14 protein-coding genes and 1 pseudogene are annotated in these 17434 nt (G+C 73.8%); 7 read left to right on the forward strand and 8 right to left on the reverse strand.

The genetic code is table 11. The features are described from left to right. Window positions 1–39 precede the first annotated feature (39 nt). Together ACFWI4_RS26475 and ACFWI4_RS26480 are read right to left on the reverse strand one after the other, a co-directional pair. Window positions 40–1230, reverse strand: coding sequence for an acyl-CoA dehydrogenase family protein (locus tag ACFWI4_RS26475; protein WP_387200808.1), 1191 nt, complete (start codon window positions 1228–1230; stop codon window positions 40–42). 312 nt (window positions 1231–1542) lie between these two features. Then, a complete protein-coding gene (locus tag ACFWI4_RS26480; RefSeq protein ID WP_387200810.1) occupies window positions 1543–3210 on the reverse strand; it encodes an MFS transporter in 1668 nt (555 codons plus the stop codon). Between the two features lie 256 nt (window positions 3211–3466). On the opposite strand from ACFWI4_RS26480, the gene ACFWI4_RS26485 reads away from it, so the two are divergent. Both ACFWI4_RS26485 and ACFWI4_RS26490 read left to right on the forward strand, forming a co-directional pair. After that, window positions 3467–4645, forward strand: a complete 1179-nt coding sequence (locus ACFWI4_RS26485) for a mannosyltransferase family protein (RefSeq protein WP_387200813.1) — start codon at window positions 3467–3469, stop codon at window positions 4643–4645. A 251-nt stretch (window positions 4646–4896) separates the two neighbouring features. Next, the gene (locus tag ACFWI4_RS26490) at window positions 4897–5916 is read left to right on the forward strand and encodes a phosphatase PAP2 family protein (RefSeq protein WP_387200816.1); all 1020 of its coding nucleotides are present in this window, start codon (window positions 4897–4899) and stop codon (window positions 5914–5916) included. Between the two features lie 103 nt (window positions 5917–6019). Here ACFWI4_RS26490 and ACFWI4_RS26495 read toward each other — a convergent pair whose 3' ends face one another. The 4 genes from ACFWI4_RS26495 to ACFWI4_RS26510 all read right to left on the reverse strand — a co-directional run bounded on the left by ACFWI4_RS26495 (window position 6020) and on the right by ACFWI4_RS26510 (window position 9514). Then, entirely contained in the window at window positions 6020–6235 is a 216-nt protein-coding gene (locus ACFWI4_RS26495) for an I78 family peptidase inhibitor (protein WP_385406917.1), read from the reverse strand. Between the two features lie 375 nt (window positions 6236–6610). Beyond that, complete coding sequence (locus tag ACFWI4_RS26500) at window positions 6611–7633, reverse strand: helix-turn-helix transcriptional regulator (protein ID WP_387200819.1); 1023 nt, start codon at window positions 7631–7633, stop codon at window positions 6611–6613. Between the two features lie 54 nt (window positions 7634–7687). Next, a complete protein-coding gene (locus tag ACFWI4_RS26505; protein WP_387200822.1) occupies window positions 7688–8968 on the reverse strand; it encodes an ABC transporter substrate-binding protein in 1281 nt (426 codons plus the stop codon). 6 nt (window positions 8969–8974) lie between these two features. After that, on the reverse strand, window positions 8975–9514 hold the full coding sequence (locus ACFWI4_RS26510) for a hypothetical protein (RefSeq protein ID WP_387200825.1): 540 nt from the start codon (window positions 9512–9514) through the stop codon (window positions 8975–8977). Between the two features lie 122 nt (window positions 9515–9636). Between ACFWI4_RS26510 and ACFWI4_RS26515 the strand changes: the two are divergent. The 3 genes and pseudogenes from ACFWI4_RS26515 to ACFWI4_RS26525 form a co-directional block, all read left to right on the forward strand. Beyond that, window positions 9637–10107, forward strand: a pseudogene (locus ACFWI4_RS26515) (hypothetical protein); the annotation flags it as partial. Window positions 10108–10244: 137 nt separating this feature from the next. After that, window positions 10245–13106, forward strand: coding sequence for a branched-chain amino acid ABC transporter permease/ATP-binding protein (locus tag ACFWI4_RS26520; RefSeq protein ID WP_387200828.1), 2862 nt, complete (start codon window positions 10245–10247; stop codon window positions 13104–13106). Then, complete coding sequence (locus ACFWI4_RS26525) at window positions 13103–13834, forward strand: ABC transporter ATP-binding protein (protein WP_387200831.1); 732 nt, start codon at window positions 13103–13105, stop codon at window positions 13832–13834. The genes ACFWI4_RS26520 and ACFWI4_RS26525 overlap by 4 nt, the downstream gene beginning before the upstream one ends. Here the strand turns inward: ACFWI4_RS26525 and ACFWI4_RS26530 are convergent. Further along, complete coding sequence (locus ACFWI4_RS26530) at window positions 13722–14420, reverse strand: transglycosylase family protein (protein ID WP_387200834.1); 699 nt, start codon at window positions 14418–14420, stop codon at window positions 13722–13724. The two genes, ACFWI4_RS26525 and ACFWI4_RS26530, sit on opposite strands and share 113 nt — an antisense overlap. 119 nt (window positions 14421–14539) lie before the next feature. Continuing rightward, window positions 14540–15235 carry a transglycosylase family protein gene (locus ACFWI4_RS26535; RefSeq protein ID WP_387200837.1) on the reverse strand — a complete coding sequence of 232 codons (696 nt, stop codon included), beginning with the start codon at window positions 15233–15235 and terminating at the stop codon, window positions 14540–14542. A gap of 535 nt (window positions 15236–15770) precedes the next feature. Between ACFWI4_RS26535 and ACFWI4_RS26540 the strand changes: the two genes are divergently transcribed. Further along, on the forward strand, window positions 15771–16544 hold the full coding sequence (locus ACFWI4_RS26540) for a hypothetical protein (protein WP_385406896.1): 774 nt from the start codon (window positions 15771–15773) through the stop codon (window positions 16542–16544). Between the two features lie 421 nt (window positions 16545–16965). Next, on the forward strand, window positions 16966–17310 hold the full coding sequence (locus ACFWI4_RS26545; RefSeq protein WP_387200841.1) for a hypothetical protein: 345 nt from the start codon (window positions 16966–16968) through the stop codon (window positions 17308–17310). Window positions 17311–17434: the final 124 nt, after the last annotated feature.

A 17434-nucleotide genomic window follows, 5' to 3' on the forward strand; every position in this document is an offset into this window, starting at 1 on the left:
CACCGGCCCCGCCTCACCGGGGCTTCAAGCCCGGGCCCTTCACCTGAAGGCGTCGAGCCCGGTGAGCGCCTTGCCCAGCACGAGCTGGTGCATCTCGACGGTGCCCTCGTAGGTGAGCACCGACTCCAGGTTCGTGGCGTGCCGCATGACGGGGTATTCGAGCGAGATCCCGTTGGCACCGAGGATCGTGCGCGAGGTACGGCAGATCTCGATGGCCTCGCGTACGTTGTTGAGTTTGCCGAAGCTGATCTGCTCGGGGCGGAGCCGTCCCGCGTCCATGCGGCGCCCCAGGTGATGGGCGAGCAGGATTCCCTTGTGCAGTTCGACGGCCATGTCGGCGAGTTTGGCCTGGGTGAGCTGGAAGCCGCCGATGGGGCGTCCGAACTGCTCGCGCGTCTTCGCGTAGGCGAGGGCGGACTCGAAGCTGGAGCGCGCCGCGCCCATCGCGCCCCAGACGATCCCGTACCGCGCGTGCGAGAGGCAGCCGAGCGGGCCCTTGAGGCCGACGACGTCGGGCAGGACGGCGTCGGCCGGCAGCCGCACGTCGTCGAGGACGAGCTCGCTGGTCACGCTCGCCCGCAGGGACCACTTGTGCTTGATCTCGGGGGCGGAGAACCCGGGCACGTCGGTGGGCACGACGAAGCCGCGGATGCCGTCGTCGGTCTGCGCCCAGACGACGGCGACACCGGCGACGGAGCCGTTGGTGATCCACATCTTGCGGCCGTTCAGGACCCAGTCACCGCCGTCGCGCTTGGCGTGCGTGCGCATGGAGGCGGGATCGGAGCCGTGGTCGGGCTCGGTCAGTCCGAAGCATCCGATGATCTCGCCGGAGGCCATCCGGGGCAGCCAGGTCTGCTTCTGCTCCTCGCTGCCGAACCGGTGGATCGCGTACATGGCGAGTGAGCCCTGCACCGAGACGAGCGAGCGGATGCCGGAGTCGGCCGCCTCCAGCTCCAGACAGGCGAGGCCGTACTGCACGGCGCTGGCCCCGGCGCACCCGTACCCCTGGAGCGACATGCCGAGGGCGCCGATGCCGCCGAGCTCGCGGGCCAGTTCCCGGATGCCGGGCAGTTCGCCCTTCTCGTACCAGTCGGCGACGTACGGCAGGACGCGGTCGGCGGCCCACGTCCGCACGGTGTCGCGGATCGCCAGGTCCTCCGCGTCCAGCAGGTCGTCGAGCCCGAGCGGGTCGGCGGGGTCGAAGGACGGCAGCTTCGAGGACGCGGACATACGACAGCCTCCGGCGGGGGGTGACAACTAGCACCGCTAGTTAAGGATCTGGGCCCGACGTTACGACGCGCTGTCCCGCAAGTCCAGGCCACATCGGCCTGGCGGCCGCCCACCAGACACGCCCACGGGGCTGCCCCTCACGGACCGCGGGCGGCTGCGGCCCGCCATCACTTGGCCGCGCAGTTCCTCGCGCCCCTGACGGGGCGCCCCCGCAGGGGCGCGGGGAACTGCGCGAGCAACCACGACGCGCCTCCCGCCCCAGAAGCAGGCCGCCGCCACACCCGCGGGGCCGAAAGCCGAGGCGCCTGACGCCTAGGCGGAGATCCGGGTGTCCGGGGTCCCTGCCGTGTCCCGGGGAGCCGGGATGGCGGTGGGGTCCGGGGTGGGGAAGGCGGACTGGGCCGGAGTCGGGGGGCCGGCGGTGTGGGGCGGGGCCTCGGTGCCGCATTCCATGATCCGCGGCAGCCGCAGCGCCATCACCGCACCCAGCAGCAACAGCCCCGCGCTGACCAGCAGCGTCACATGCAGCCCGTGCACGAAGGAGTCCCGGGCGGCATGCCGCAGGGCGCTGCCGGAGGCGCCGCCGAGCCGGTCGGCGACCTGGTACGCCTCGCCCAGCGAGTGCCCCGCCGCCGCGGAATCGGCCGCCCGGACGCCGGGGACGGACGACAGCCCCGGCGCGTACGCCGCGTTCATCACGCTCCCCAGCAGGGCGATGCCGATCCCGGCGCCCAGCTGGTACGAGGTCTCGCCGATCGCCGCGGCACCGCCCGACTGCGCCTGCGGCGCCTCGCTCAGCATGGACTCGTACGCCCCGAAGAGCGTGGTCTCCAGGCCGAAGCCGAGCAGCACGAAGCCGAAGAGCAGCAGCCCGGTGTTGTCGTCCCCGCCCATCGCGGTGAGCGTGATCACGGCCGCCGCGGTGAGACAGAACCCGAAGGAGACCATCGCGCGCGGCCCGAACCTCCGCAGCAGCTTCGCCCCGGCGAGCCCCGCGGCCATCGCGGCGACGGTGAGCGGCAGCAGCCGCAGCCCGGTCTGGAGCGGCGACAGGCCGAGTACGAGCTGGAGGTACTGGGCGGCGATCAGTTCGAGGCCCACCAGGGCGAGCATCGCGAGGACGATGCAGCCCACCGAGGTGCTGAAGGCCGGGCGGGCGAACATGCGCAGGTCGACCAGGGGGTGGGCGCGCCGCCGCTGCCGTCGTACGAACGCGGCCATCAGCACCGCGCCGACCAGCAGGGAGCCGAGGGTGAAGGCGCCGAGCGGGGCCTCGCCGCCGCCGAGCCGCTTCACGCCGAGGACGAGCCCGAACAGACCGGCGGCGGCCATGAGCGCGCCGACCACGTCCCAGGGGCCGTCGCGGTCGCCGTGGGACTCGGGCAGCAGCAGCCGACCGACCGGCAGGCTGACGATCATCAGCGGGATGTTGACGAGGAAGACCGATCCCCACCAGAAGTGTTCGAGGAGGAAGCCGCCGAGGAGCGGCCCGACGGCCGCGCCGACGGCGGCCACGGCGCTCCAGATGCCGATCGCCAGCGCCCGCTCGCGCCGGTCGGGGAAGACCTCGCGCAGGATCGACAGCGTCGCGGGCATGATCATCGCCCCGCCGACGCCGAGCAGGGCGCGGGCGCCTATCAGGAGCTGGGCGTTCCCGGAGAAGGCCGCGATGCCGGAGGCGACGCCGAACAGGGCGTATCCGAGGAGGAGGACCCGACGGCGTCCGATCCGGTCACCGAGCGTGCCGAAGAGGATGAGGAGCGAGGCGCAGACGAGCGGATAGACGTCGACGATCCAGAGCAGTTCGATCGCGCCGGGCTTCAGGTCCTCGGTGACGGCGGGCACCGCGACATGGAGGACGGTGGCGTCGAGGGCGACCAGCAGCAGGCTGACGCACAGGACGACGAGGACGACCCAGCGGTTGGCACCGGCTCCGGTCTCCCGACGGCATCGCATGGCGGCCGTGGTCGTCCCGGACATGTACGTACCTCCAGAGGTTCCCTCGCGTTCTGCGGATCCGCAGGGTGGGGACTCCCTGGGGCTGCGGCCCGGAGAGCGGAGTCCCGGGCCCACGCAGCAAAGGCGAGTGAGCCGTCAGCGTACGCGAGTTCTCCCCACGGACACGTGGCGGACCTCTCACGTTCGCTGACCAGGCATGTGGCGTACGCCACGCCACCCGCATGTCGACACGCCGCGGACGGCCGGCCGGTTCCGCGGTCTGCCGATAATCGAGCCCGTGACCCCTCCGCAGAGTCCCGCCGAGACGCCCCCCGGGGGCGCCCTGCGCAGAGCCGCGCCCGCACTGCTCGGGTACGCGGCCGTGCGCGCGCTGGGCCTCGTCACGCTCGCCGTGTGGAGCGCGGCGGAGGGCAGGAGCGCGCACCGGCTGCTGTCGGGGCGCTGGGACTCGCTCTGGTACACCAGGGTCGCCGATCTCGGCTACGGCTACGAGGTCCGCCTCCCGAACGGTGACGTGCACTCGAATCTCGCGTTCTTCCCGCTGCTGCCGTGGCTGGAGCGGACCGTGCACGCGGTGTCACCGCTGTCGTACGCGGACGCCGGCCTGCTGGTCTCCGCGGTGGCCTCGCTCGCCGCGGCGTGGGGGATCTTCGCGGTCGCCGATCATGTCCACGGCGGCCGGGTGGGGGTGTGGGCGGCGCTGGTGTGGGCGGTCCTGCCCGTCGGGATCGTGCAGTCGATGGCGTACAGCGAGTCACTGTTCACGGCGCTGGCCGCGTGGTCGCTGTACGCGGTGCTGACCGGCCGCTGGCTCACCGCGGGGCTGCTGGCCGCGTTCGCGGGGCTGACACGGCCGGTGGGGGTGGCCGTGGTGGCGGCCCTGTGGGTGGCGGCGGTTACGGCATTCGTGGGAGAACACCGGCACGGCGGGAGCACGCCCCGGACGGACGGCGCGCGTCCGTGGCGGCGCGCCCTGGCCATGATCATCGCGCCGCTCGGCGCCGCCGGTTACGTGCTGTGGGTGGGGCACCGCACCGGCAGAGGCCCGTTCGGCTATCTCGACGTCCAGGCGGGCTGGCGGAACGGCTTCGACGGCGGGTACGCGTTCGGGCGCTTCGTGGCCGAAAAGTTCACGTCGCTCCCGTCCGCCCTGGCCGGGGCCGCCCTGATCCTCGGGGTCGCGCTGGTGCTGTCGCTCTACGTGACGGGCGTACGCCAGGGACAGCCGCCGGCGCTCCTGGTCTACACCGGGATCGTCGTCGCCCTCGCCCTGTGCGCGTCGAGCTACTTCGGCTCGAAGCCGCGTCTCCTGCTGCCCGCCTTCCCGCTGCTGTTCCCTCTCGCGAGAGCCCTGGCCCGGTCGCGTCCTTCCAGGTCGGCGCTGGTGATCGGGGTCGTGGCGGTGGCCTCGGCGGTGTACGGGGCGTTCTGGCTGAACGGGTCCGGGCCTCCCTGACCCGCCGGGCCGCACCCCGCGCCGGACCGGTGAGCGGGCAGAGAATTCCACGCCATCACCCGGTGAACGAATATAAAAGTGCCATAAACTCGAAGCCCTTCGGCGATCAATGGAATTGAAGGCTCCGCCGTTCCCGCATTAGCGATTCATTAGAAATAAACATGATCCTGAGAGGAATCCCACATCACATCGTCATCACAAACCGAGTGAATCGGCCTGGAACGCAGCTCACTCGCTGTAACGTCGATTGAGTGCGTACCGAACGAAACCTCACCCGTCTGGACCGGGTCTTCGCCCGGCTGGACCGTGAGCCGGAACGACCGGCCCACATCGATGTGCCGAGGATGAGCCGGCACAGGGTCGTGCTCTTCGCGGCGACCCTGGCCTTCTACCTGGCGATCGTGTGGGCCGTGGCGATCACGTCGTGGCTGGTCCGGTTCGACTGGCAGGTCATGTTCTTCCGGCCCTACCAGCAGTGGCCGGGGATCCACGCGTTCCTGGACTACTACGTGGTGCTCGGCCAGCGCGGCCCGACCGCGGTGATGGTCGCCGCGTGGCTGGGCTGGCGCTCCTGGCGCCAGCACACCCTGCGCCCGCTGCTCACCCTGGGCGCGTCCCTGCTGCTCCTCAACATCACCGTGGGCGCCGCGAAGCTGGGCATGGGCCGCCTCGGTCCGCACTACGCCATCACCATCGGCTCGAACGAGATGGGCCTGGGCGGCGATATATTTCCTTCGGGCCACACCGCCAACGCCGTCGTGACCTGGGGAATCCTGGCCTATCTGGCGTCGACCCCGAGGGCCAGACGCTGGCTCTCGGCACTGTCCGCCGTGACCTCGCTCGGCGTCGGCCTCACCACCGTGTACCTGGGTACGCACTGGCTGAGCGATGTCCTGCTGGGCTGGGCCGCCGGCCTGCTGATCCTGCTGGCACTGCCCTGGTGCGAGCCGCTGATCGCCCGCTCCGAGGCCGGGATCTTCGCCCTGCGCGACCTGTGGCGCGACCGCCGCGGCCGCCGTACCTCCCCCGTCCCGGTCCACGCGCCGGTCCTGTCGCCGCGGCCCGCCGCGGTGGACAGCGAGGTGCCGGCCCGCGAGCCCGTCGCGTCCCGCCCGTCCCGGTCCCCCGTCCACCTGGCCCCCGGCCCGCACACCGCCCGCTCGGAGCGCACTCCGGTGACCCCGGCGGGCAGCCGCCGCCCGCCGCACCCGGACCGTCCCGCGCGCGCGGCGGCCGGTGCCGCGTCGGCCCGCCCGCTCGCGGGCGGCTGAACCGACCACCGCGGGGCCGGTACGCACAGCCCTCTCCCCGCACCGCGAAAGGCCCCCGGCTCGATCGAGCCGGGGGCCTTTCGCGCATCGCGGGGCCGGGCGCTCAGCCCTTCCAGCAGCGCGTGACCGTACCGTCCGTGACCTCGAAGTTCAGTCGCCCCGCCAGATACTCCATGGTGACGATCGCGCCGGGCGGCAGCGAGCGGACCGTCGCCCAGCCCCGCTCGCGCGCACGCTCCTGCGCGCGGCTCGCCTCCAGGCCTACGTAGCTCTCCGGACTGTCCTGCGGTTGCGGGCGCGTGGGGGGAATGGATGCCATGACCGCCACGGTAGGCGGCACGCCCTGGCCGGGGAAGACCGATCGGCGACGAAGCGTCACCTGTACCCCGCCGGTCACGCTTCTGTCACAGGATCACGACACGCGTTTCGGCGAACCGCATCACCCGTATGCGGGGCCGCTTACGCGTTCCGCACGCCTTCGAACGTAATTCGGAGTCACCTCGCGGAAGCCCCCGACAGCCCCGCGGAATGCGGCCGGCGGAGCGATGGCGCGCACCCGTCGGCGCTTTTCCCTTACGGTCCCCCTGATTCCGCCGCGCGCCGCGGAAGCTGACGCCGCATAGGAAATGCACGCTTCGAACACAGAACCCCCGCACGAGAGCCGCCGGCCCCGGCACCGGCGCCGGGGCGCGTCCTACGGCACCGCAGCCGGGACCGCTTTCCCCTCACCCTCGGGGCCCGGCCCCTCGGGCCCCGGACGCTCCAGTGCCCGGGACAGCCGGTCCCGGGCCGTCCTGATCGTGTCGCGCAGTTCGGCGGGCTCCAGGACCTCGAACTCGAAGCCCATCATCATCACGTGGATGACCAGGACGTCGAGGGTCGCCGCCCCGGCGCGCAGGACGCAGCTGCCGTCCCCCTCGGCCTCCAGGGTCCCGGCCGAGGGCGAGATCCGCGCGGCGGCCCGCTCCAGCGGCACCAGCAGCCGGACCACGGCTTCCCTGGCGTAGACGCCGGTGGAGACTCCCCTGGAGACGTACGCGGCCAGGTCCTCGGCCGGTGGCGTACGGGGGGTGAAGCGCGGTCCGTGCGGCGGCCGGGGCGTGACGCGGTCGGCCCGGAACGTACGCCAGTCCTCGCGGTCGACGTCCCAGGCGACCAGGTACCAGCGGTGCTCGGTGCACACCAGCCGGTACGGCTCGACGGTCCGGCGGGTCGCGGTGCCCGCGTGATCGCGGTACTCGAACCGCAGCCGCTCGCTGTCGCGGCAGGCGTTGGCCAGTTCGGTGAGGACGGCCGGGTCGACGGCCGAGGGCAGCGGGCCGCGCAGCATCGGCACGGTGAAGGCGTTCAGCGCGCCGACCCTGCGCCGCAGCCGGCTCGGCAGGACCTGTTCCAGCTTGGCGAGCGCGCGCACGGAGGACTCGCCGATGCCTTCGATGCCCTGCCCGGCCGCCGTGCGCAGCCCCACGGCCACCGCGACCGCCTCGTCGTCGTCCAGGAGCAGCGGCGGCAGCTCGGCCCCCGCCCCGAGCTGGTAGCCGCCGCCCGTGCCCGGGGTGGCGTTGACGGGATAGCCGAGCTCGCGCAGCCGCTCCACGTCACGGCGGACCGTGCGCGCGGTCACGCCCAGCCGTCCGGCGAGGTCCGCGCCCGACCATTCGCGGTGGGCCTGGAGCAGTGAGAGCAGGCGCAGCAGTCGTGCGGATGTCTCCAACATGGCGCCGAGTCTGCCAGCGCTTGCGGACAACCAGTGTCCGCAAGGGGACGGTCCTCAGGGGCGGTAGGCGATCTGCGGTACGACGAAGCAGTTCGTGTTCATGTCGCCCTGGGTGACCCAGCCCTTGCCGTCGCGCCAGCGGGCCACCGACAGACAGGTCCGCCGGGTCTTCGGCGGCTCGGGCAGCCGCTCGTAGGTGACGGGGAGCAGCAGCCCGCCGGCGGTGTAGGGCGTGCCCCGGTTCATGAACGCGTCGACGCAGGCCCGGGTGACGCCGGACGGGGGGCAGGACTTCGCCGCGTCCGTGAACCACCGTGCGGCGGCCCATCCCTCCAGCTGCCACTGGGAGTGTTCCGGCAGCCCCTTGGTCGCGTCGCGGAACTCCCGTACGGCGGGGTCGCCGACGTCCTCGTAGTTGCGGCTCGACCCCGTGGCCCACAGGGCGTTGCGGCAGCGCGGCGCGTCCTTGTAGTCCTGGGGCACGGTGGAGGTCCAGTTCTGGACGTTGGTCACCTTGGCGATGACGTGGGCGCCCACGTCGTCCATGGCCTTGCAGAGCTGGGCGTTGCCGTGGGTGTCGAGGGCGTCGAAGACGAGCTGCGCGCCCTGGGCCTTGAGGTCGGCCGCGGCGGCGCGGAAGTCGGGCAGCGCGAAGTCGACCTGTTCGGTGACGACCCGGTAGCCCTCGGTCCTCAGTCCCTGGGTGACCAGCCGGGCGTAGGCGGCGGAGGCGGACTGGTTGTAGGAGACGACGGCGGCGGTACGGGCTCCGTGGACGCGCTCGAAGTAGCGGTAGACCTCGGTGCCGCCGTAGAGCTCCCCGTTCCAGCCGGGCGTGCCCTCGCGGGGCGCGAGGCTGCCGTAGATCCCGTACAGGTGCGGGTAGGTGTCGTACGCGGCGCCGATGGGCTGGCCGCCGATGTCGGGCACCCCGGCGCGGGAGACCTGGGGGGCGCCCGCGTAGTCGAGGGAGGTGGTGGCGACGAGGGCGACGACCTTGTCCTCGTCGATCAGCCGGTGCACGCACGCGCTGTTGCCGACACCGCTGCCGCCGTCGTCGCACAGCCGTACCTCTACCGGCCGGCCGCCGATCCCGCCGTGGGCGTCGAGCCGGTCGAAGAAGGCCTTCGCCCCGTCACGCGGTCCGGTGAAGGCGGCGGCTCCGACGGGGCTGGTGGCACTGCTGATGATGCCGACGCGGATCGGCGCGGCGGACTGCCGGGGCGTGGGCGTGGCGGGGTTCTCGAAGTCGCTCTCCGGGAGCCGGCTGCCGCAGGCCGTGCCGAGCAGGAGCAGCAGGCCCGCGGCGGCGGCGCCGGCCGTTGTGCGCCGCACCGCGGGTCAGCAGCCCGGGACGGGGCTCGACGACCCGTTGCCGCTGAGCTGGACCAGCGCGCAGAGCGTGTTGACGGAGACCTTCCAGGTGCCGTTCTGTTCGACGGCCGTGCCGGAGGCGTTCGGCAGGGCGGTCGCGCCCTTCAGGGTCAGTGTGTAGGTCACGTCCGCCCGGTTCGGCGAGGTGAACTCGACCTTGTTCACCGTGGCCTTCACCTGCTGACCGCGCTGGTCGCCGTTGAAGCCCTGGAGCACCGGGGCGAGCTGGTCGCCGTTCTCCAGGACGGCCTGCTTCTCCTTGACGGGGACGGCCGGGTCGAAGAACTTCTCCCAGTTCTGCGTGATCTCCTTGCGCGCCGCCGCCGGGTCGGCCGGAGCCGTGGCGGACGGGACGCCGGTGGACTGTGCCGCCGAGGGGGTGGGCGACGCGGAACTCCCGCCGCCGCCGTTGTCGCTGCATGCCGTGAGGGCCGCGGCGAGGACGAGGACCGCCGCGCCCGCCATCGCCCTGACGTTCCCCCGCCTGAGGTCGCTCCCGAGAACCATCTGGCTCACCACCGGGTGTCGGTCCGGGCCAAAAGCGCCCGTTGCTTTCAGGGTCAGCTTCCAGAAGGCATAGTGCAAGCCATCGGCTGACTTGGACAGATACCCGACGTGTGGGGGTCCGGATGCGGACAGCTCGACTGCGTGGCGTGCACCCCGCCCTGTGGGCCGGCTGGGCCGCCCTGGCCGCGGGAGCGGTGTTGTGCGTCGTCGGCTGGTACGGGATCTCCGGCGAGCGGTACGCGGAGCGCCAGCTGCCCTACCTCGCGTCCTGCACGGTGCCCGGCGCGGCGCTGATCGTCGCCGGGGCGGTGCTGCTCGCCCACGGCAGGGACGCGTCGGCGGCGGACCGCGTCGAGGAGCTGTACGGGCTGCTGGTGGCCGCGGGGGCCGCGGACGCCGAGGAGACCCGGCCTGCGGCCCCCGCTCCCCCGTCCGGCGGAGGCGAGCTGCTCATGGTGCCGGGCGGCACGCTGTACCACCGCGCGGACTGCCCCTTGGTGGCGGGGAAGCCGGAGGCCGTGCCGGCCGATTCCCGTGTCCTGGCGAGCGGGGACCTGGGGCCGTGCCCGATCTGCGAGCCCGACGCCGGGGACGGTCCCTCCGCCGACGGGCCGCCCTCGCCCGCCTCCGGAGGCCCGCCCCTCACCGGCCGCCCGTCCGCACCCGGGTCTCCGGCCGCCCCCGGACGCCCGTCCGCACCCGAGCGTCCGGCCGACGGTCCGGACGGCTGATGTCCTCGCTGACGTGGGACCTCACGCTCGCCGGTCTCTCGGTCGGCGGGGCGGCGGCGCTCACCGGGATCGGGCTGATCGTCACCTACCGGGCCACCGGTGTGCTCAACTTCGCGCACGGCGCGATCGCGATGGTGTGCGCGTATCTGCTGCGCCAGTTCACGGTCGGCTGGGGCTGGCCGCTCGCGCTGGGCGCCTCGGTGACGCTGCTGGTGGTGGCCCCGGCCATCGGGATGGCGCTGGAGCGGTTCGTGTTCCGGCCGCTGTCCCTGCTCGGCGGCGACCCGGCGCGGACCCTGGTCGCGAGCATCGGGGTCTTCGTGCTGCTGGTCGGGGGCGCCGCGCTCGTGTGGGGCACCGGGGCGCGGGCGGACGCGCCGACGCTGGTGTCGGCCGATCCGTGGGGACAGCTGGCCGTGGCGGTGGCGCTGGCCGCGGGCGTGGGCGCGGTGACCCGCTGGACCCGCTTCGGCACGGAGCTGCGGGCCGTCGTCGACGACCGGCCGCTCGCGGTGCTCGGCGGTATCGACGCCGACCGGGTGGCCGCGGCGGGCTGGGCCTTCGGCTCGTTCACCGCGGGCCTGACGGGCGTGCTCCTCGCCCCGTACGTGCGGCTCGACCCGTACGGCCTGCCGCTGCTGGTCATCGAGGTGATGGCGGTCGCGGTGGCGGCCCGGATGCGCAGTCTGCCGGTCGCCGTGCTGGTGGCGCTCGGCATCGGCGTCGCCCAGAGCCAGCTGACCCGGCTGCATCCCTCCGGGTGGGCGGAGCCGCTGCTGGAGGCGGTCGGCGCGAACCTGTTCGTGGTCGCGCTGCTCGTCGCCGCGCTCGTGCTGCCCGGCGTCGGCGGCCGTGACGCGCTCCCGCGCCCCGCGACGGTCCGGAGGCCGGCACCGCCCGGGGTCCGGGCCGTGGCCGTCGTGCTGTTCCTGCTGCCCCTCGGCTTCGCGGGCTCGGACCTGTCCACGGCGGTGCAGGTGCCCGCGCTGGGGGTCGTCCTGCTGTCGCTGGTCGTGGTCACCGGCAGGGGCGGCCAGATCTCGCTGGGGCAGGCCGCGTACGCCGGCCTGGGCGCGCTGTTCACGGCGCTGCTGGCGGCGGGACGGTTCCCGGGGCTGCCGCGGCTGCCGGAGCTGGCCGCGCTGGGAGCGGCCGTGCTGCTGGTGGCCCCGCTCGGCCTGCTGACCGGGTGGCCGGCCATCAAACGGCACGGCCTGGCGCTCGCGGTGGCCACCTTCGCGGTGGGCGTGGGCGTCAGCCGGTTCGTCTTCGAGCAGCCGTACGCGGTGACGGGCCTGTCCCTGGACCGCCCGGCCGGGTTCGGCGGCGACCGCGCGTACTACGTGCTGGAACTCGTGCTGCTCGCGGTGGCGCTGTTCGCCGCGCACACATTGCGCCGGGGCCGGACGGGACGGGCCCTGGCCGCCATGCGGGACCACGAGGCGGGCGCGTCGGCGGCGGGCGTCCGCGTCCCGGCCCTGAAGCTGACGGCGTTCGTCGCGGGCGCCGCGCTGGCCGCGCTGGGCGGCGGCATGCTCGGCATGGGCCTGCGGGCCTTCGACGCGACCGAGTACGACCCGGTGCGCAGTCTGCTGTGGTTCGCGGCGGTCGTGGTGCTCGGCGCCGACAGCGTCCTCGGCGCGCTCGTCGCCGCCGCCCTGCTGGTCGGGCTCGACGCGGGGGCCCGTGGCGGGGTGGCCGCGGCCCTGATCGGCCTCCTCGCCGTCCTCGTCGGCCGCTTCCCCGAGGGCCCGTACGAGACCCTGCGCACCGCCCTGTCCCGCCTCCGCCCGGCCCCCCGCGCGACCCTGACCCCCCTGGGCACCCGCGTCCGCCACCGCCTGCGCACGGCGGGGGCACCGGGGGCGGGGGCAGGAACGCCGGAGGAAGGGGGAACCGGCCGCGCCGACGACCGCGCTGCGCAGCCGTCGGACGCGATGACGGCGGGCGCCCCCGGACAGGGCACCCGGCCCGGAGCGGGGGCAGGAACGCCGGAGGAAGGGGGAACCGGCCGCGCCGACGACCGCGGTGCGCAGCCGTCGGACGCGGTGGCGGCGGGCGGCACCGGACGGACCGGGTCCGGCCCGGTGGCCGTCGAGTCCGGCGGGCACAGGGCCACAGGGCCCGGCGCGGGGGGTCGGGCGGGTGGGAGCGGGGGCGTCGGCGGCCGGGGCGGCCGGCCGTTGGAGGGGCGGGGGCTGCGGGTCGTTCACGACGGGTTCACCGCTCTGGACGGGGTGACGCTCGACGTCCCGGCCGGGCGGGTCACCGCGGTCGTGGGGCCCAACGGCGCCGGGAAGAGCACCCTCTTCCACTGTCTCGCGGGCACACTGCGCCCCTCGGACGGACAGGTGCTGCTGGGCGGACGGGACATCACCCGGCTGGCCGCGCACGCCCGGACGCGGCTCGGGATCGCGCGGACCTTCCAGGAACTGGCGGTCTTCCCGTCGCTGACCGTGGCGGAGAACGTCCGCGTGGGCGCGGAACAGGGCCGGACCGCCGACCCCGGGGCGATGGAGCGGGCGTTGCGGCTGCTCGGCCTCGACGGGCCGGTGCGGTCGCTGCCCGCGGCGGGGCTGCCGACCGGGACGCTGCGGCGCGTCGAGCTGGCGCGGGCGCTCGCCGGAAGCCCCCGGGTCCTGCTGCTCGACGAGCCCGCGGCCGGTCTGGACACCGGCGAGGTGGCCGCGCTGGCCCGGGTGCTGCGGGCGCTGGCCGCGGACGGCACGGCCCTCCTGGTCGTCGAGCACGACCTCGATCTGGTGGCCGGCCTGGCCCACACCGTCCATGTCATGACGGCCGGGCGGATCGTCGCCTCGGGTCCCGCCGACCGCGTGCTGGACGCGAGGGCCGGCGGATGAGCGTCGCCCTGCGCGCCGCGCGCGTGCGCTACGGCCCCCTGGAGGCCCTGCACGGCGTGAGCCTGGTCGCCCCGGGCCCCGGACTCACCGTGCTGCTGGGCCGCAACGGCTCCGGCCGTACGACCGTGCTGCGCGCCCTCGCCGGGACCGTGCCGCTGTCCGCGGGTGCCGTCGTCTGGGACGGCGCCGAGGTGACGCGTCTGCCCGCGTTCGAGCGGGCCAGGCGCGGGCTGTGTCTCGTCCCGGACCGCCGGGCGGTGTTCGGGTCGCTGACCGTCCGCGAGAACCTGGAGCTCGGGGCGGCCGGCCGTCTCCCGGCCGCCCTCGACGCCTACCCGGGGCTGGAACCGCTGCTGCCCCGCCGCGCGGGCACCCTCTCCGGCGGCGAACAGCGCGTACTGGCACTCGCCCGCGCCCTGTCGTCCCGCCCCCGCGTGCTGCTCGTCGACGAACCGGCGCAGGGCATGTCGCCGGAGGCCGCGGCCCGGACGTACGCGCTGCTGGGCGCCCTCGACGTGTGCGTGGTGATCGCCGAGCAGCGGCTGCCGCCGGCACTGCGCGGACGGCCGGGCCGGACGACGTACGTCCACGAACTGCGCCGGGGCGCGGTCGTGTTCAGCGGAGAGGGGGGAGAGACGGCGGTACGGAGCGGCGGGCCGCCGGGTCCAGGGGCGGGCCGAACAGGGCCGGGGCCCCGGTACGGGAGGCGCCCGCCGCCTTCGGGATGACGAGCTTGAGGCCCTTGACCAGCCGGCCCGGGCTGCTGCCGATCTTCTTGCGGTTGACGTTGTAGAGCGTCTGCCAGCCGCCCTTCACCCGGTACTTGCGGGCGATCGACGCGAGCGTCTCGCCGGTCTTCACCACGTGGAAGGGGCCCTGGAGCCCGTACGACCTGGAGCACTCGGGCCAGGCACCCCAGCCCTGGTCGGCCAGCACCTTCTCGGCGACCTTGATCTGCTGGGCGCGGGTGGCGAGATCGGCGCGGGGGGCGTAGGCGAGACCGCCGTAGCGGATCCAGGTGGGCTGCCAGAACTGGAGCCCCCCGTAGTAGCCGTTGCCGGTGTTGGCGTGCCAGCGGCCGCTGCTCTCGCACTGGGCCAGACAGGTCCAGGGCCACTCGTCGTTCGCGCAGTCGTAGGCGCCCCGGAGCGCCCCGGGACCGGGGAGCGGGGGCGGGGCCGCGGCCTCCGCGGCGCGCGGGACGAGGGCGGCCAGCAGGGCGGCCAGTACGGCCGCGCACCGCACGCGTCCGCTCGGCGGCCGGGACGCGGTGCGTGGGGCGGGCGGAGTCCGACGGGTCGGCATGAGTGACATCGGGCCACGCTAAACAGCGGGTCCGGCGCACCCGCCCAGCCCGCGCCCGGCACGCCAGGTGCCCCACCCGGTCGGACGACCGGATGGGGCCCTGTGCCCGGGACGAGGGGGAGCGTGGCTCAGATGTCGAGCCGCTGCCCGGGCACGATCAGGTCGGGATCACCGCCGATCACGGACTGGTTGGCGGCGTAGATCTTCCGCCAGGTGGTCCCGTGCCGCGCGGCGATGGCACTCAGGGTGTCGCCTTCGCGGACGGTGTAGTCGCCGCGGGACGAGCCGCGGTTCACGTGGCCCGGCGCCCGGGACGGCGTCGTCGCCGATTCCCGCTTCGCCGGGACGGACTTCCGGGCCGGCTTCGAGGCTGCCGCCTTCGTGCTCGCGGCCTCCGTCGACCGGCCGGACCCCGAGGAGCCGGGGGCCTTGCCGTAGGCCCCGGCACGGGCCGAGCAGGTGGGCCAGGCGCCCCATCCCTGCGCGCTCTGGACCTTGTTGGCCACGGCGATCTGCCCGCTCCTCGACGCCTGGTCGGCGGTGGGCGCGTACGCCGTGCCGCCGTAGGCGCGCCAGGTGCCGGCGGAGAACTGGAGTCCCCCGTAGTAGCCGTTGCCGGTGTTGATGTGCCAGTTGCCGCCGCTCTCGCACTGGGCGATGCGGTCCCACACCCCACTGTCGGCCGCGGCGGCGTCACCGGTCGCGGCGAGCAGTCCGAGCGGGGCGAGCAGTGCCGCCCCGGCGAGGACCGCCGTCGTCCGTGTCCTGTTCGCCGTACGAGCCTTCTGGCCGTTCCCGTGGGTGCTGTCGGCACATGCGGACATGTATTTCCCTCTCGAAACACCCGGGGTCCCCCAGGAAGGGGCGCGATGGCCTGCGCGTTGGACGCGGCCGTCGCGCTCCGACCCGTCCACCGGCGGCCTGCTGTGATCCCGGAGAGGATCGGCCGGCGGACGTACCCGAGCGGTGCTCGTTGCACACGGCGGAGGAATCTATGGAGCGAGGCGCCCCGATATCAACCAACTCCTTGTCATTCGAGGCCAGTTAGCGGTTACCGTAGGGAACATCGATTTTCGGCCACCCATTTCATTGGGTGATTTCCGGATTTGTCGACCCCCGTCCCTTGCGATCTGTGACTCACTTCACCCGGTCAACTTGCTCCGGCCTTCTGCAAGTTGACTGGGAGTAACCGATTCCGGGGGCACCTTCACCCCTTGCGTCGGATGGTTCGATTCCGTTCGCTCTCGGGCGTGACTCCGGCCACAGATCACCCGTTGACATCTTCAAGAGCCGGGAACCCCCGGTTCATGGGCCGGGAGCCACCCGGCACCGCCACGCACCGCATCCCGAGGAGCCACCGTGCCGCGCATGCTCGACGTCAGCGACGACGTACGCGCCGAGATCGGCGACGAAGAAGCCGACCGGCTGCTCGCCGGAGAGAACGCCCCCGGCAGTTACGACTGCACGTCGTGCCGCACCCCGGGCGACTCGGAACAGGAGCGCACCAGCACCGTCCTGTTCATCGGCGACGAGACCGCCGTCCTCGCCTTCGCCCACGCCACCTGCCTCCCCTCGCAGGTCGTGCAGGTCACCGAGGAACAACTCCAGGGCGCCGTCCGCTCGATCCACCCCGACGGCGCGCCCGCCGACCCCGTCCCCGAGCAGGCCGTGCTCGGGGTCACCAGCGGACTCGTGCTGATCAACGGCGAGCTGCACCCGGCGCTCGTCGTCGAGCCGACCGGTCCGATCGTGCGACCGGGCTCGACCGACATCGGCGACGACTTCCTGCCGCTGCTGATCGAGCAGGGGTTCATGCCGGCGACCGAGCTGCACTCGGTGCCGCCGGTCCTGCACGGCTGGTCCGTCCTGCTCGCGGCGGGCCAGCTGCACGCCGTGCTCCAGCCGGGCACCGGTGGCGGCTCGCCCGTCGCCTGGTGGCAGGCCCACCAGGCGCTCCAGGTCACCGACAGCTGGCGCGCGGCCGCCAACAAGCTCCAGCAGGTGCTCCTGTTCGCGGCGCCGGTCGGCTCGATCGGCCGTCAGCCCCGGGAGGACCTGCTGCGCGACGCGCTCGACAAGGCGGCCGCCAACGGCCAGCTGGTCGCCGCGGCGATGCCCCTCGCCGGCACGTGAGCACGTCCCGCCGGGCCGGGGGCCCGGCGGGCATCACGAAGAACCGGAGCCCGGCGAAACCACGGAGCCCGCGAGGGCGCGACACCGCACGGCCCACCGAGGCGCGGAAGCGCGTGTGCGGTGGTGCTTCGGGGCACGGCGGAGAGCTGCGGGCGGCGGTGCTTCGGGGCATGGTGGCGAGCCGCGGGCGGGTCGGGCGACGGCCGGTGCTCAGGGGTGCCCGGGCCGCGGCCCGCGCCCCCGTGTGCGCCCTCACCCCCGGCGGACCGCGAAATGACCTTTCCGGCCGCATCTGTTGGGCGCCGAGGTCGTTGGCACGTACGTGCACACCTACGACGTCCCCGGCCACCGGCCCTTCCAGCCGGTCCCTGCCTCTGGCTCCTCCCTCCGTCCCAGCAGAGAGGTGACGGCGTCGCGGCCGGTGCATGATTCTCACCATCAGGGCGGCTCGTCGGCCACGCCGATCTACGACGCGCTCTACGCCGAGTGGATCAGAGCGTTCAGGACCCTGCCCGGCGACCGGCACGGTGAGGAGAACCTGGAGTTCAAGGCCTTCGGGATCCTCGGACGGGGTTCCAACTCGTTCAGCTCGTCGGGCACGTACGGCCCGTACAGCGCCGGGGCGCAGACCGCCCGGCAGATCGCCGCGCAGCACGGGCACACCACCACCACGACGGCCGTCTGGCAGCCGGGCGCACGCCAGCACGGCTCCGGGATGCACCACATCCCGGCCGCGCTGCCGCCCGCCCCGCGCAGGGGGTTGTGAACGACCGGTCCGTGAGCGGTCACGCGTGAGGGGCGGCTCCCCCCGGGGGGCCGCCCCACACGCTGAGCCCCTGGGCGGCACTTATTCTTGTTTGTAACGCGCTTATCGCGCACCCCCCCCCAGA

The sequence above is a fragment of the Streptomyces sp. NPDC127038 genome (assembly GCF_042725875.1).
Taxonomy (GTDB): Bacteria; Actinomycetota; Actinomycetes; order Streptomycetales; family Streptomycetaceae; genus Streptomyces.

What these genes read in the sequence shown, in the direction of transcription:
- ACFWI4_RS26495 (WP_385406917.1), bottom strand. Translation starts at nt 6,235, where the DNA reads ATGGCATCCATTCCCCCCACGCGCCCGCAACCGCAGGACAGTCCGGAG.
- ACFWI4_RS26535 (WP_387200837.1), bottom strand. Translation starts at nt 15,235, where the DNA reads ATGTCCGCATGTGCCGACAGCACCCACGGGAACGGCCAGAAGGCTCGT.
- ACFWI4_RS26475 (WP_387200808.1), bottom strand. Translation starts at nt 1,230, where the DNA reads ATGTCCGCGTCCTCGAAGCTGCCGTCCTTCGACCCCGCCGACCCGCTC.
- ACFWI4_RS26500 (WP_387200819.1), bottom strand. Translation starts at nt 7,633, where the DNA reads ATGTTGGAGACATCCGCACGACTGCTGCGCCTGCTCTCACTGCTCCAG.
- ACFWI4_RS26520 (WP_387200828.1), top strand. Translation starts at nt 10,245, where the DNA reads ATGTCCTCGCTGACGTGGGACCTCACGCTCGCCGGTCTCTCGGTCGGC.
- ACFWI4_RS26525 (WP_387200831.1), top strand. Translation starts at nt 13,103, where the DNA reads ATGAGCGTCGCCCTGCGCGCCGCGCGCGTGCGCTACGGCCCCCTGGAG.
- ACFWI4_RS26480 (WP_387200810.1), bottom strand. Translation starts at nt 3,210, where the DNA reads ATGTCCGGGACGACCACGGCCGCCATGCGATGCCGTCGGGAGACCGGA.
- ACFWI4_RS26530 (WP_387200834.1), bottom strand. Translation starts at nt 14,420, where the DNA reads ATGTCACTCATGCCGACCCGTCGGACTCCGCCCGCCCCACGCACCGCG.
- ACFWI4_RS26510 (WP_387200825.1), bottom strand. Translation starts at nt 9,514, where the DNA reads ATGGTTCTCGGGAGCGACCTCAGGCGGGGGAACGTCAGGGCGATGGCG.